We start from the raw sequence: 14,323 nt of genomic DNA, 5'->3' as shown, positions 1-14,323 counted from the left end.
TGGCATACGAGGTTATCGCGACGCCACGACACGATTGAGTCTTGCGCCGCCGGGGCACCATAGGAGGCATGGGTAGGACCTTGAAGCGTGCCGCGGCGTTCAGTGCGCTCGGGCGGGCGATCACCGCGGGTGCGCGCGGCGGGCCGTCGATCGGCAAGCGGCTGGCCGCCCTGCCGCGCATGATCAAAGCGACGATGAAGGGCGAGTACGACGGTGGGCTCCGGCTGGCGCTCATGTCGGCTGCGATGGTCTACGTCGCTTCCCCGATCGACGCGGTGCCCGAGGCGCTGCTGTTGGTGATCGGCCTCGCCGACGACGCCCTCGTGATCACCTGGCTGGCCGGTGCCGTGCTGGCCGAGACCGAACGGTTCCTGACCTGGGAGGCGCGCCGCGAGAGCGTAATTCCGGGCACCGTACTCTGAGCTGGTGCACTACTACGACAACGTCGTCGAACTGATCGGCAAAACTCCCCTGGTCAAGCTGCGCAACGTGACCGCCGGCATCCCGGCGACCGTGCTGGCCAAGGTCGAATACCTCAACCCCGGCGGATCCGTGAAAGATCGGATCGCGCTGCGCATGGTCGAAGAGGCCGAGCAGGCGGGACTGCTCAAGCCCGGGGGCACGATCGTCGAGCCCACCAGTGGCAACACCGGCGTCGGGCTCGCGCTGGTCGCACAGCTGCGCGGATACCGCTGCGTGTTCGTGTGCCCCGACAAGGTGAGCCAGGACAAGCAGGACGTGCTCCGGGCGTACGGCGCCGAGGTGGTGGTCTGCCCCACCGCGGTCGCCCCCGAAGACCCCCGCTCGTACTACAACGTCTCCGACCGCCTCGCCCGTGAGATTCCCGGCGCGTGGAAACCCGACCAGTACTCCAACCAGGCCAACCCGCGCTCGCACTACGAGACCACCGGGCCGGAGCTGTGGAAGCAGACCGACGGACGGATCACGCACTTCGTGGCGGGCGTCGGCACCGGCGGCACGATCTCCGGCGTCGGCCGGTACCTGAAGGAAGCCTCCGGTGGCACGGTGCGCATCGTCGGCGCCGACCCGGAGGGCTCGGTGTACTCGGGTGGCACCGGCCGGCCGTACCTGGTCGAAGGGGTCGGCGAGGACTTCTGGCCGCAGACGTACGACCGGACCGTGTGCGACGAGATCGTCAAGGTTTCCGACAAGACGTCGTTCGAGCTGACCCGGCGGCTGGCGCGCGAAGAAGGGCTGCTGGTCGGCGGTTCGTGCGGGATGGCAGTCGCCGCCGCGCTCGAAGTCGCCAGCCGGGCCGCGCCCGACGACGTGGTCGTGGTCCTGCTGCCGGACGGCGGCCGCGGCTACCTCTCCAAGCTCTTCAACGACGACTGGATGGCCCGGTACGGCTTCCTTGAGACCGGCACCGCCGAGCCCACCGTGTCGGACGCCCTGTCGAGCAAGCCGGGCGGGATGCCGTCGCTCGTGCACGTGCACCCGACCGAGACGGTGCGCGACGCGATCGACTACATGCGCGAGTACGGCGTCTCGCAGCTGCCGGTGCTGAAGGCAGAGCCGCCCGTCGTGACCGGCGAGGTGGCCGGGTCGATCGCGGAGAAGGACCTGCTCGACGCGCTCTTCACCGGGCGCGCCCATCTGCACGACACGATCGAGCGCCACATGGGTCCGGCGCTGCCCATGATCGGCGTTGGTCAGCCGGTGGGCGAGGCCGTCCGCCTGCTGGAAAAGGCGGACGCCGCCCTGGTCCTGGTAGACGGCAAGCCCACAGGCGTCCTAACCCGCCAAGACCTCCTGGCCTACCTAGGCACCACTCCTTAGCCCCGCCCTTCGCGGTGCTGCGGGTGGTCGGTCGCCCGATCCCTCCCATCGATCAAGGGCAAACGCGCGCGCTTTGATCTCCGATCCACGTGCATCTGCCCTTGATCGATGGAGATCTCCTTGATCGACGCGCTGGGTGGTAGGAGGCCGGCCGCCTTGGTCAGGGCGCCGAAGGCGTCGGCTAGGCGCCAGGCGGCGCGGTCGCGGGGTCCGACCGGGTTGGAGATCGTACGCAGCTCGGCGAACGGCAGGCCCGCCGCCGCGGCGGCGCACGCGACGCCGTACCCCTCCATGGCCTCGGCCACCGCCGCCGGATAGCGGGCGGCGAGCGCCTCGGCGCCATCAGCCGTGCCGGTCACGGTGTTGACCGTCAGCACGTCGCCGACGACCGCGTGGGGTAACGCCGCGCGGAGCGCCGCAAGCAGCGACTCGTCGACTGCGGCGATCGCGGAGCCGAAGCCCAGCTCGTCGAGCGGGATGAACCCGTCGGGGGAGTCGGCGCCCAGGTCGGCGGCGATGCTGCGGGTGGCGAGCACGGTGCCGCCGACGGGCGCCTGGCCGGGGAAGCCGCCACCGATGCCGGCGCTCAGCACCGCCCGATATGGACGGCCAGCGGCTTCGGCAAGCGCCAGCAAGCGCGCCGTGCCGGCTGCCGCGGCCGGTGCGCCCACCCCGACGACCTCCACCGTGGACGCTGCGTCGACCGTGGTGCGGATGGCGTCGGCTTCGGGGGCGACGGCGGTGACGATGAGGAGCGTCACGACGGCGGGCCGGACGTTGGCCGGTACACGTGGAAACCTGGCGGTGGGGCGGGTGAGATTGGCGCGTCGCTCTCGGGCTCGCTCTTTGCCGGCTGCGAAGGCTCTGCCTTCGCGGGCTTGGCCGCGGACGGCGCCGGGGGCGGCGGTGACGGCTCAGCGGGCTCGTCGGCGGAGGAGCGGCCGTTGAGCTTCTCCTTGCGCAGCGTGCCCGCGACCACGATGGCCCGCACCGCCGCGAGCACCGCGAACACCGTGCCCACCGCGATGCCGAGGCGCCCACCGAACGGGATCAGCCCTGCCGCGCCGCCGCCCACCCACGCGAGCATGAGCACGGTCTCGGAGCGGGCGAACGCGCTGGCCCGCAGCCGGTCGACGATGCGTTCCTGGATGGACGCGTCGACCGCGAGCTTGGAGATGCCGCTCATGAAACCGGTCACCAGGCAGAGCAGCGCGACCATGGCCAGCGAAAATTTGAGGGTCGTCAGCACCGCCACGCCGGCCACGATGATCATCCCGCTGGATTGGAGGGCGGCGGGACGGTGGATGTTGATGCGGGTGCCGAGGGCGGTGGCGAAGAAACCACCGATGACGAGCGCGCCGCCGGCCAGGCCGAGCGCAGCCTCGTCGCCGACGTCGCGGCCGAGGAAGACCGTGGTCAGCGCGCCAGCCTTGATCGCGAACGCCAGGAACAGCAGTAGGAATCCGTGTAGTGCGCGCAGCGCGGCGCTGCCCACCAGCGTGGATGTGACCAGCCGGCCGGTCAGCGCCCGCTCGCCGCGCCGCAGGCCCATGATTGAGAACCGTGGCGGCACGGTCTCGGGCGGGTCGGAGTCGGCGCGGGGCGGGAGCCGCAGCGCGATGACCATGCCGACAAGGAAGATCACCGAGGCGACCCGCAGTGGCCACTGTGGCCCGATCTTGAATGCCGCCAGCCCCAGCGGGGTGACCACGGCGCCGGCGATCATGCCGTACACGCCGGCGCGGGCGGCAGCCTGGGACAGTCCCATGCCGACGGGCAGCAGGCGGGGCACTGCCGCGGACCGCGCCACGCCGTACGCGCGGGAGAGGGCCAGGACACCGAACGCCGCCGGGTACAGGCCAAAACCGTGGATGTAGTCGGACATCAGCCACGCGAGGAAGGCGCGGCCGAGCATCGTGGCGGCGAGGGCGTACCGCCGGCCGTGCCGGAAGTGATCCAGTAGGGGCCCGGCCACGGGCGCCAGCAGCGCGAACGGGATCATCGTGATCAGCAGGTACAGCGCAACCCCGCTGCGCGCCTCGCCGAGCGGCACGCTGAAGAAGATGGTGCCGGCCAGCCCGATCGCGATGAGGGTGTCGCCCGCGTACGAAGCGGCGTGCAGGTCGAGCAGGCGCGTCATGCCGACCTCGCCACCGGCGCCCTTTTCGCGTACCTGGCCGACCTTGCGGGTCACCCAGCGCCCGCTGGTCAGCGATCCTCGGACAGCCAGCCGTGCCGTACGGATCGCCGAGCCGGCGGCTCGCCCGGCAGAAGGCAACAGCGGCATCCCATCATTCTGGCCTATGAAACAATGTTCGACGTGACCAGGACGTCCACCACCCGTGCTGCCCGACTCGACCAGGTATGTGCCGATGCCGTAGACCTGGCGCGCGCGGCCATCACCGAGGTCGAGCCGTCCGACGTGGGTGACCACTTAGAAGCGGTGGCCGAGGGCGACCGGCTGGTGACCCACTTCTTCGAGTGCCACCTCGCGGGATACCGCGGGTGGCGCTGGGCGGTCACCGTGACCCGGGTGCCGCGCAGCAAGCACGTCACCGTGTGCGAGACAGTCCTGCTGCCCGGCCCCGACGCGCTGATGGCCCCCGGCTGGGTGCCGTGGCACGAGCGGCTGCAGCCGGGCGACCTGGGCGTGGGTGACCTGCTGCCGACGTCCGCCGACGACGACCGGCTCGCGCCGGGATACACGCTGTCCGACGATCCAGCGGTCGAAGACGTTTCCTGGGAGCTTGGCCTCGGCCGCGTCCGCGTGATGTCCCGTGAGGGCCGGATCGACGCGGCGCAGCGCTGGTATGACGGTGACGCCGGGCCCGACGCGCCGATCTCGGTCGGGGCGCCCAAGGCGGCGCGGTGTGGCTCGTGCGGCTTCTACCTACCGCTCGCGGGTTCGCTCCGGCAGTCGTTCGGGGCATGTGGAAACCTGTACGCCCCCGACGACGGGCGGGTGGTCAGCGTCGACCACGGCTGTGGTGCGCACTCCGAGGCGCTTCGCGAGCCCGAGCCGCCGGTCGAGGAGCTGCCGACCGTATACGACGACAGTGAGGTCGAGTCGGTCGCGGTCAGCCGCGCCCCCGGCTCGGTCCAGGCGAGCGAGCCGGCAGAGCCGTACGGCCACCCCTAGCCTTCTCGGCGCCGCCGGCGGTTGGCATCGTGGCGGAGCATCACAGCCAGGCCGAGGAAGCCGAGCAGGAAGCCCGCGAGGCAGGTCCACAGCCAGTCGGTGTGGTCGTTGTCGGCGAGCCAGTCGCGGAAGAAGATCAGCAGGACCAGGCCGACGAGCGCCCAGATCACGATGCCCGCGACGGCGAACGGCACCATCGGTGGATCGAGGGGCGCGACCCGGCGCGGCTCGTCTTGATCAGACACCAGCCAAGAGTACGGCGTTGTAACGCGGGGGTGCTTCCTCGGCGCCACTGTGATCTGGGACGATGCGCGCAGCCGTATCCATGATCATAGGTGAGGTTCCGTGGACCGCTTCGACCGGTTCTTTGAGATATCCGCCCGTGGCTCGACGCTGAGCCGGGAGATCCGTGGCGGGTTGGCCACCTTCTTCACGATGGCGTACATCGTCGTGCTGAACCCGCTCATCCTGTTTGGCTCGGCGGACGCCGACGGTGCCAAGCTCGCCATCCCGGCGGTGGCCGCCGCTACGGCGCTGGTCGCGGGCGTGATGACGATCCTGATGGGCGTCGTGGCGCGGTTCCCGCTCGCGCTGGCCGCCGGCCTCGGCGTCAACGCCCTCGTGGCGTACGAGATCGCGCCGGAGATGACCTGGGCCGACGCCATGGGCCTGGTGGTGATCGAAGGCGTGATCATCGCCATCCTGGTGCTCACCGGGCTGCGTACCGCCGTGTTCCGCTCCGTGCCGACCGAGCTCAAGACCGCGATCGGGGTCGGCATCGGCCTCTTCCTCGCACTGATCGGGTTCGTCGACGCGGGCTTCGTCAAGGGCAACGCCGGCACCCCGCCGGTGGGCCTCGGCATCGGCGGCCTGCTGGTGACGTGGCCGGCGTTCGTGTTCGTGGTCGGCCTGCTCGCGACGCTGGTGCTGGTCGTACGCCGGATGAAGGGCGCGATCCTCATCGGCATCTTGGGTACGACGGTGCTCGCCATCATCGTGGAGGCGATCGCCGACGTCGGCCCGGCCGGTGGCCCGGAGGGCAACCCGCACGGTTGGTCGCTCAACGTGCCGGAGTGGCCGTCGAACTGGAACGCGACGCCCGATCTGTCGCTGCTTGGCAACTTCAACGTGCTGGGCGCCTGGGACCGGGCCGGTGTGCTGGTCGCGCTGATGTTCGTGTTCACCCTTTTGCTCACCGACTTCTTCGACACGATGGGCACGATGGTCGCGGTGGGCCAGGAGGGCGGCCTGCTCGACGACAAGGGGATGCCCCCGCGTACCCGGGAGATCCTGCTCGTCGACTCGGTGGCCGCCGCCGCGGGTGGTGCCGCGAGCGTGTCGAGCAACACCTCGTACATCGAAAGTGCCGCCGGTGTCGCGGAGGGCGCCCGGACCGGCGTGGCCAACCTGGTGACCGGCGTTCTGTTCCTGGTGGCGATGTTCCTGGCGCCGCTGGTTCAGTTGGTGCCGTTCGAGGCGGCCTCGTCGGCGCTGGTGATCGTCGGCTTCCTGATGATGACGGCGGTACGCCTGATCGACTGGACCAACTACGAGATCGCCATCCCTGCGTTCCTGACCATCGTGCTGATGCCGTTCACGTACTCGATCTCCAACGGGATCGGCGCCGGCGTCATCTCGTACGCGCTGCTGAAGGTGGCGAGCGGAAAGGCCCGTGAGGTGCACCCGCTCCTCTATGCCGTGGCCGCGCTGTTCGTGCTGTACTTTTTGCGCGGTCCTATCGAGACCTGGCTCTTCTGAGCCGTCGTCGAGGGTGATCGCGATCATAACCAGTGGTCGTTAGCTTGGCTTATTAGCTAAGCTAACGAACGTGACGGAGCGGATGGTGATGGCGGTGCGTGTTACTGCCGTTCAGCTCGCGCCCATGCTGCGCGACGCGATCACCAGGCTCAACCGACGGGTGCGGCAGGCCCGCCCGGTCGGCGACCTCACGGTGACTCAGCTCTCCGCGCTGACCAGCCTCGAGCTGGCCGGTGCCCTGACTCCCCGCGAGCTCGCCGATGTCGAGCGGGTCCAGCCGCCGACGATGACCAAGATCGTCGCAAAGTTGGAAGACCGTGGCCTCGTGCTGCGATCTCCCCACCCGACCGACGGCCGGCAGGTGATCCTGTCGGCCACCGAGTCGGGGCGCGCGGTGCTCGCTCGCCATGAGCGGGCGCGCGACGAGTGGCTGGCCGCGAGGCTGGCCGAGCTGACCCCGGAGGAACGCGACTCGCTGCGGCGGGCCGCGGAGATCCTGCAGAAGGTCGCCCGCGCCTGACCCTTCGGGGCACCGGGTCCGCTTCGTCCACTGTGGATGACGCGCATTGACCCGAGGAGGCGCACCCCGAGTGCGGGCGAAGCTGAGCACGACGTTCCAATCCCTCAAGGTCCGCAACTACCGGCTGTTCACGATCGGTCAGCTCACCAAGCTGATCGGCGTCTGGATGATGTTCATCGCCCAGGACTGGCTCGTCCTGGAGCTGTCGAACGATTCGGCGACCGCGCTGGGCGTGGTCACCGCGCTCCAGTTCACCCCGGTACTCCTGCTGACGCTGATCTCCGGGCGGCTGGCCGACCGGTACGACAAGCGGCTGCTCCTGGTCATCGCGAACGCGACCTGGAGCGTGCTGGCGTTGGGAATGAGCGTGCTCGTGGTGACCGGCGCCGTGCGGCTCTGGCACGTCTTCGCCTTCGCCGGCCTGCTCGGATTCGCCAACGCGCTCGAGACGCCGGTACGGCAGGCGTTCGTCTCCGAACTGGTCGGCGGAGCGTTGCTGCCCAACGCGCTCTCGCTCTCCTCGGCCACCTTCAACACCGCCCGGATTGCCGGGCCGGCGCTGGCCGGTGTCGCGATCGCGGCGTTCGACGTCGGACCGGTCTTCATGATCAGCGCGGTTAGCTCGCTGGCGCCGCTCTTCGGCCTGTTCATGATGCGCGCGGCCGAACTGCACCGGGCCGAGCTGCTGCCGATCGACCAGCGTGACGCGGCGCGCGTGGTCGACGGACTGCGGTACGTCGCGCACCGGCCCGACCTGCTGCTTCCGATGGCGCTCATGTCCGTCATCGGCATGGTGCTGTTCAACTTCCAGCTCACCCTCGCGGCGCTCGCCAAGACCGTCTTCAACACGAGCGCGGCGTCCTTCGGCCTCTTCACCACGGCGCTCGCCACCGGCGCACTGGTTGGTGCCCTGGCAAGCGGCGGACGGCGGTCGCGCCCGTCGGTCTACGTGGTGATCGGTTCCGCGTTCGCCTTCGCGACGTTCGGCACGCTGGTGGGGCTCGCGCCCACGTACTGGCTCGTCGTCGCGGTGCTGGTCCCGACCGGATTCTTCATGATCTTCTTCGCTCAGGCGTCCAACCAGCGGGTGCAGCTCGGCGTCGACGCCGCGTACCGGGGCCGCGTCATGTCGCTGTGGGTGCTGGTCTTCCTCGGCACCAACCCGGTGGGTGCGCCGCTCATCGGCTGGGTCGCCGAGACGTACGGCGCCGGCGTGAGCATCTGGCTGGGCGGACTGATCTCGATGGTCACGGCCGCTGTAGCGCTCGCCTGGCAGCTTCGCCGCAGCGGCGGCCGTCTGCGGCTGCGGCTCCGTCCGCTCCCGAAGGTGTATGTCATTCACGCGTGAATAAACCCAAACCGGAATTCAGGTCGTTCCCCGTCGTTGGTCGCCACGGGTCCCTTACCGGCACGAAGCTGAATCGGGTGGCGGTCATCGCGACGAGCGCCTAGCGTTGAACGACGTGGCTCCCGTGCGCGCAATGGTGCTGGCGGCGGCGCTCCTAGCGCTGGCGGCACTGCCGGTTGCCATCGCGTTGGTCATCTGCGCCGACGACCTCACCAGAGACCTCCGCACGCGCTTCCGGCGCCGTCGCGAGCGCCGCACCCTGCAACGGCTCGACCGCATGCTCGGCGCGCAGGCCATCCAGATCACCGCGCTCGACGAGCGGCGGCAGCCCAGTATCCAACAGATCGCCGCCGACCTACGCCGGCTCGACAGGCAGCGGCTCGGCGGGGTCGCCACCCAGTCGCGGGTGTGGCACGCCGCGGTGCAGCAGGCGTACGACGACCGGCTGCGCCTCGCCAGCCATAGCCTCGGCGTGGCGGAGCACCTCCAGCAGCTCGACGGCGTCGACCTCGCGATCGAGCGGGTACGCGTCGAGGGCGAGCTGCAAGCCGCCGGTCTCGCGCTCCGGTCCGCCATCCAGCACCGGCAAGACCACTGAGGTGCGGCTCTTCACCGCCGTCTACCCGACAGACGAGGTGGCCGATCATCTGGCGGCGTGCGTGGCGAAACTGCGGGTCAGCCGCGCCGCCGCCGACGGCGTCAACACGCGGTTGGCGCCCCGGAACAACTGGCACGTGACGCTGGCGTTCCTCGGCGAGGTGCCCGACGAGCGCCTGCCCGCCGTCGAGCAGGCGCTCGCCCGGGTTTCCAGTCCGCCGTTCGAGATCAAGGTCGCTGGTGGTGGGCGGTTCGGGCGGGGACGGTTCACCGTTCTATGGGCCGCCCTGGGCGGAGACCTGCCCGCGCTGACCGGGCTCAGCCGCTCCGTCCGGCGCGAGCTGTCTCGCGCCAGGCTGCCGTTCGACCGCAAGCCATTCCGGCCGCACCTGACGATCGCCCGTCCGGGTGACCGGATCGACCGTGCCGAGGTGGCCGCCGATCGCGCCACTCTGGACGCGTACGAGGGTCCACTGTGGCGGGTGGCCGAGGTGGTGCTGATGCGCAGCCACCCCGGCCCGCACCCCGCCTACGACAGGCTGGGCGCCTGGGCGCTGTAAAGAATCACCAGGCCCACGCCTCGGGCGACGAGCCGCCGTTGCCGATCGGCGGAAACAGCTCGTCGAGGCGGTTCAGCACCTGGTCGGAGAAGGTCACGTCGAAGGCTCCGAGCGCCGCGTCGAGCTGTTCGACGGTACGCGGGCCAATGATCGGCGCGGTCACGCCGGGGCGAGACAGCAGCCAGGCCAGCGCCACGTTGGCCGGGTCGTGGCCCAGGTCGGCGCTGAGCTTCTCGAACGCCTCGATCGTGGCTCGGTGCTCGGCCAGCCCGTCGGCCGCGCGCCCGCCCTTTGTGCGCGCCGCGCCGCCCTCGGCCAGCTTGCGGATCGCGCCGCCGAGCAGCCCGCCGTGCAGCGGCGACCACGGGATGACGCCGATGCCGTAGTGCTGCGCGGCGGGCAGCAGGTCGAGCTCGGCGTGCCGGGTGAGCAGGTTGTAGAGGCACTGCTCGGAGACCAGCCCGAGGAAGTCGCGGTGTGCGGCGGACTCCTGTGCCCGGGCGAGGTCCCAGCCGGCGAAGTTCGACGAGCCGACGTAGAGCACCTTGCCCTGGGCGACCAGGATCTCCATCGCCTGCCAGATCTCCTCCCACGGCGTCGTCCGCAGTACGTGGTGCATCTGGAACAGGTCGATCCAGTCGGTCTGGAGCCGGCGCAACGAGTCTTCGCAGGAGCGGACGATGTGCCGGGCGGACAGGCCACGCTCGTTGGGCCAGTCGCCCATCTTCCCGTACACCTTCGTGGCGAGCACGACCTTCTCGCGACGCCCGCCGCCCTGCGCGAACCACCGGCCGATGATCTGCTCGGTGATGCCCTCACCCTGCTTCTGGCCGTAGGTGTTGGCCGTGTCGAAGAAGTTGAGGCCGTGCTCCAGCGCGCGGTCCATGATGCCGAAGCTGTCCTGCTCGGTGGTCTGCGGGCCGAAGTTCATGGTGCCGAGGCAGAGGCGACTGACGGACAGGCCGGTCCGGCCAAGGTTGGTGTACTCCATGGGCCCAGCCTGCCACGCGGCGACTGGGTCAAACTGGCGCTCGCTCCGCTCGCGCAGGCCCAGTGAAGATCAGGAGCTTTCGCGCGCCGCCGGGCCGCTGCCGAAGAGCACGTCGTCCCAACTGGGAAGACGCTTGCGCGGCTTGCCGCTGCCCTCGGCCGGCTCGCCCGCCGCAGCGGCCGCGCCGCCGCCCGACGTGGTGCGCCGGGGCCGGAGCACCGCCAACGACGGCACCGCTGGGACCTCTTTGGGGAGGTCGCTGTCGTCGTCGAACGCCGAACCCTGCCCGCCACCGAGCAGCGCCGCGGCGCCACCCGAGACGGCGCCCGAGCGCCGCGGCTCCGAGCCGGCCAGCCCACCCTGGTCGAGCCCTCGGCCGGAGGCCGCCGGCCGGTCGAGCGACGCGAGCAGCGCGTCACGGCCGGCGCGGATCGGGTCACGCCCGCCGCGCGACTTTTCGCTCGCGGCGGCCGGCAGGCCGTGGCCACCCCGGCTCGGCTCGCCCCGCGCCGGACCGGGCAGGCCGTGCCCGGTGCGCTCGGCGGTCGGCTCCTGGCCGAGGATCTGCGTCGGCCGTTCGGCGCACAGGTACTGCGCCATGTCGTCGTGGGGAGACACCATCTGCCGGGTCTTGTCCAGCTCCCAGATAGCCTGCGCGGTCGCCTTGCCCGACGGCCACGTGGCGACGATCCGCCAGGTGCCGTCTTCGCGCCGGTAAGCGTCCCAGGAGATCTTTTCGGAGTCGATGCCGTGCTGTGCCAGCCGGCCGTCGACCACTTCGGCGAGGGGTGCGCCCTTTTCGGAGGTCTTCAAGCGGGTGCGGCGTGCGTGCTGGGCCAGCATCGCGCGCTCCTGGAGCACCGGGCCGGCGTAGCGCAGGACCCGGTCGACGGGCACGCCAGCGATGCGTGCGACGTCTTCGGCCGACTCGCCAGCGCGGATGCGTGCCTGGATGTCGCGCGGCGAGAGCGTGGGCGTGGGCTCGTTGCCGGCGCCGGAGGCGGTCGCCGGGGCAGGACCCATGCCGGGTTCGGCGTGCAGCGCGGTGGAGATCCGCTCATCGAGCGGGAGCGCGAGGAGGCGGCCGACCTCGTCGGCGAGCACCAAGGCCTGGCCGTCCTCGGAGAGGGCGACGAAGCGTACTGGCCGCATCGCGTTGCCTCCGTCCCGCTGAGCTGGGCCCCGTTCCCGCGACACGCTACGCCTTGATCGGCCCTAGTGGGGGGAGGCCACGCCGGCTATTTCCGTATCAGAGGCGCTCGACCACGTAGTCGACGCACTGGGTGAGGGCATCGACGTCGGCCGGGTCCACCGCCGGGAAGAGCGCGACGCGCAGCTGGTTGCGGCCCAGCTTCCGGTATGGCTCGGTGTCGACGATGCCGTTGGCACGCAGCACCTTGGCGATCGCGCTCGCGTCGACGCCGTCGGCGAAGTCAATGGTCGCCACGACGTTCGACCGGAGGGCCGGGTCGCTGACGAACGGCGTCGCCACGGACGAGCGCTCGGCCCAGCCGTACACGATGCCGGCGCTCTCGGCGGTGCGCTTGGTGGCCCACGCCAGTCCGCCCTGCGCGAGCATCCAGTCGGTCTGCTCGGCGGCCAGGAAGATCGTGGCCAGCGCCGGCGTGTTGTAGGTCTGCTCCAGGCGCGAGTTGTCGATGGCGGTGACCAGGTCGAGGAAGGCGGGGATGTAGCGGCCCGACTCCTTGATCTCGGTGGCCCGGGCCAGCGCGGCGGGCGACATCAGGGCGATGAAGATGCCGCCGTCCGAGCCGAAGCACTTCTGCGGCGCGAAGTAGTACACGTCGCTCTCGCGCACGTCGACGTCGAGGCCGCCGGCGCCCGAGGTGGCGTCTACCAGCAGCAGCGCGCCCTCGTCGGCGCCCGCGACCCGCTTGACCGGCACGGCCACGCCGGTGGAGGTCTCGTTGTGCGGGGTGGCGTAGGCGTCGACCCCGGCCTCCGCGACCAGCCCCGGAGCCGTGCCCGGCTCGGCCTTGCGCACGGTCGGGTCGCCGAGGAACGGCGCCGCCTTGACCGACGACGCGAACTTCGCGCCGAACTCGCCGAAGCTGGCGAACTGCGCGCGGTCGCGGATCAGCCCGAACGTCGCCACCTCCCAGAAGGCGGTGCTGCCGCCGTTGCCGAGGACGACCTCGTACCCCTCGGGCAGGGAGAAGAACTCGGCGATGCCGCGGCGGAGCCGGGCGACCTGGTCCTTGACCGTCTTCTGCCGGTGGGAGGTGCCAAGGAGCGTCGTCGCGACGCCCGAGAGCGCGGACACGGCCTCGGGGCGGACCTTGGAAGGCCCGCAGCCGAAGCGACCGTCGGCGGGCTTGAGCTCGTCTGGGATGCGGATGGTGGAAACGTCAGCCACGGCCCCATCCTCCCACCTCGAGATCGCCCGATCTGAAAGGGGGCTCAGACGTCGTGCGGGACGGCGTCCCAGCCCTCTACGTCAGCGGGCTTGCGCGGCGCCGGGCCGACGTACTTCGCCGACGGGCGGATGAGCCGGCTGAGGCGCTTCTGCTCCAGGATGTGCGCGCTCCAGCCGCCCATGCGGGCGCAGGTGAACATCGACGTGAACATGTGCGCCGGCACCTCGGCGAAGTCGAGCACGACCGCCGACCAGAACTCCACGTTCGTGGCGAGCACCCGGTCGGGCTTTCGGGCGTGCAGCTCCTCCAGGGCCGCCTTCTCCAGCGCCTCGGCGATCTCGTACCGCGGGGCGCCCAGCTCCTTGGCGGTGCGCCGCAGCACGCGGGCACGCGGGTCCTCCGCCCGGTAGACCCGGTGGCCGAAGCCCATCAGGCGCTCGCCGCGGTCGAGCACGCCCTTGACGTATCCCTCGGCGTCGCCGCTGCGCTCGACCGCCTCGATCATGTGCAGCACCCGGGACGGCGCGCCGCCGTGCAGCGGTCCGGACAGAGCTCCTATTCCGGACGAGATGCAGGCCGCGGCGTCTGCGCCGGTGGAGGCGACCACGCGGGTGGTGAAGGTGGAGGCGTTCATGCCGTGCTCGGCGGCGGAGATGAAGTACGCGTCAACGGCCTTGACGTGCCGCGGGTCGGGCTCGCCGCGCCACCGGCGCATGAAGCGCTCGACGATGGTGGAAGCCTTGTCGATCTCCTTCTGCGGCACCGCCGGTAGGCCGAGACCGCGGGCGGACTGCGCCACGAACGACAGCGCGGTCACCGACACCCGGGCGAGGTCTTCGCGAGCCTGCTCGTCGGAGATGTCGAGGAGCTGGCCGAGCCCCCAGTACGGCGCCAGCATCGCCACCGCGGACTGCACGTCGACGCGGATGTCGCCGGAGTGGACGGGCACCGGAAACGGCTCGGCGGGCGGCAGCCCAGGGCCGAACCGGCCGTCGACCAGGAGGGCCCAGACGTTGCCGAAGGAAACCTGACCGATCAGGTCTTCGATGTCAACGCCGCGGTATCGCAGTGCCCCACCCTCTTTATCGGGCTCGGCGATCTCGGTCTCGAAGGCGATGACTCCTTCGAGTCCCGGCTTGAAGTCGGACATTTTGCTCTCCTGGATTTGTTGTCCGCACTGGCAGCGCCAGGCCACGTGGTGCCGCGGCGAGGGTTGCGTGCCATCTTGCCTG

General features: G+C 70.6%; 14 protein-coding genes and 1 pseudogene. 8 read left to right on the top strand and 7 right to left on the bottom strand.

Features of this window, described 5'->3' with window-relative positions; translation table 11 throughout:
* Positions 1–68: 68 nt before the first annotated feature.
* The gene (locus V6V89_RS17960) at positions 69–422 is read left to right on the top strand and encodes a YkvA family protein (RefSeq protein ID WP_334620289.1); all 354 of its coding nucleotides are present in this window, start codon (positions 69–71) and stop codon (positions 420–422) included.
* A gap of 4 nt (positions 423–426) precedes the next feature.
* Positions 427–1,800, top strand: a complete 1,374-nt coding sequence (locus V6V89_RS17955) for a cystathionine beta-synthase (RefSeq protein ID WP_334620288.1) — start codon at positions 427–429, stop codon at positions 1,798–1,800.
* Positions 1,801–1,934: 134 nt separating this feature from the next.
* Here V6V89_RS17955 and V6V89_RS17950 read toward each other — a convergent pair.
* Together V6V89_RS17950 and V6V89_RS17945 are read right to left on the bottom strand one after the other, a co-directional pair.
* A pseudogene (locus V6V89_RS17950) lies at positions 1,935–2,561 on the bottom strand (futalosine hydrolase); the annotation flags it as partial.
* Positions 2,558–4,087 (bottom strand): MFS transporter, encoded by a 1,530-nt coding sequence (locus V6V89_RS17945; protein ID WP_334620286.1) that lies wholly within the window; start codon positions 4,085–4,087, stop codon positions 2,558–2,560. The gene V6V89_RS17945 and the pseudogene V6V89_RS17950, both read right to left, overlap by 4 nt.
* Before the next feature lie 33 nt (positions 4,088–4,120).
* Here V6V89_RS17945 and V6V89_RS17940 point away from each other — a divergent pair, with 33 nt between their 5' ends.
* The gene (locus V6V89_RS17940; RefSeq protein WP_442935163.1) at positions 4,121–4,939 is read left to right on the top strand and encodes a DUF3027 domain-containing protein; all 819 of its coding nucleotides are present in this window, start codon (positions 4,121–4,123) and stop codon (positions 4,937–4,939) included.
* Here V6V89_RS17940 and V6V89_RS17935 read toward each other — a convergent pair.
* Positions 4,936–5,136, bottom strand: coding sequence for a DUF2530 domain-containing protein (locus V6V89_RS17935; protein WP_334620317.1), 201 nt, complete (start codon positions 5,134–5,136; stop codon positions 4,936–4,938). The two genes, V6V89_RS17940 and V6V89_RS17935, sit on opposite strands and share 4 nt — an antisense overlap.
* A 148-nt stretch (positions 5,137–5,284) precedes the next feature.
* Between V6V89_RS17935 and V6V89_RS17930 the strand changes: the two genes are divergently transcribed.
* From V6V89_RS17930 to thpR, 5 genes are all read left to right on the top strand, one after another.
* On the top strand, positions 5,285–6,697 hold the full coding sequence (locus V6V89_RS17930) for an NCS2 family permease (protein ID WP_334620284.1): 1,413 nt from the start codon (positions 5,285–5,287) through the stop codon (positions 6,695–6,697).
* Positions 6,698–6,779: 82 nt separating this feature from the next.
* On the top strand, positions 6,780–7,217 hold the full coding sequence (locus V6V89_RS17925) for a MarR family transcriptional regulator (protein ID WP_442935164.1): 438 nt from the start codon (positions 6,780–6,782) through the stop codon (positions 7,215–7,217).
* Positions 7,218–7,287: 70 nt separating this feature from the next.
* Positions 7,288–8,565, top strand: coding sequence for an MFS transporter (locus tag V6V89_RS17920; RefSeq protein WP_334620283.1), 1,278 nt, complete (start codon positions 7,288–7,290; stop codon positions 8,563–8,565).
* 115 nt (positions 8,566–8,680) lie between these two features.
* Positions 8,681–9,163, top strand: a complete 483-nt coding sequence (locus V6V89_RS17915) for a hypothetical protein (RefSeq protein WP_334620282.1) — start codon at positions 8,681–8,683, stop codon at positions 9,161–9,163.
* Position 9,164: 1 nt separating this feature from the next.
* The gene (gene thpR, locus V6V89_RS17910; RefSeq protein WP_334620281.1) at positions 9,165–9,722 is read left to right on the top strand and encodes an RNA 2',3'-cyclic phosphodiesterase; all 558 of its coding nucleotides are present in this window, start codon (positions 9,165–9,167) and stop codon (positions 9,720–9,722) included.
* Positions 9,723–9,726: 4 nt separating this feature from the next.
* On the opposite strand, the gene V6V89_RS17905 is transcribed toward thpR, so the two are convergent.
* The 4 genes from V6V89_RS17905 to V6V89_RS17890 all read right to left on the bottom strand — a co-directional run bounded on the left by V6V89_RS17905 (position 9,727) and on the right by V6V89_RS17890 (position 14,241).
* On the bottom strand, positions 9,727–10,713 hold the full coding sequence (locus tag V6V89_RS17905; protein ID WP_334620280.1) for an aldo/keto reductase: 987 nt from the start codon (positions 10,711–10,713) through the stop codon (positions 9,727–9,729).
* A 69-nt stretch (positions 10,714–10,782) separates the two neighbouring features.
* Positions 10,783–11,865 carry a septation protein SepH gene (gene sepH / locus V6V89_RS17900; protein WP_334620279.1) on the bottom strand — a complete coding sequence of 361 codons (1,083 nt, stop codon included), beginning with the start codon at positions 11,863–11,865 and terminating at the stop codon, positions 10,783–10,785.
* A gap of 97 nt (positions 11,866–11,962) precedes the next feature.
* A complete protein-coding gene (gene serC / locus V6V89_RS17895; RefSeq protein WP_334620277.1) occupies positions 11,963–13,090 on the bottom strand; it encodes a phosphoserine transaminase in 1,128 nt (375 codons plus the stop codon).
* Between the two features lie 44 nt (positions 13,091–13,134).
* Positions 13,135–14,241 carry a citrate synthase 2 gene (locus V6V89_RS17890; protein WP_334620276.1) on the bottom strand — a complete coding sequence of 369 codons (1,107 nt, stop codon included), beginning with the start codon at positions 14,239–14,241 and terminating at the stop codon, positions 13,135–13,137.
* Between the last annotated feature and the right edge of the window lie 82 nt (positions 14,242–14,323).

Source organism: Micromonospora sp. CPCC 206061 (assembly GCF_036906915.1).
GTDB lineage: Bacteria > Actinomycetota > Actinomycetes > Mycobacteriales > Micromonosporaceae > Phytohabitans.
Note: the sequence above shows the minus strand (reverse complement) of the source record. Positions and strands in the feature narration are given on the sequence as shown.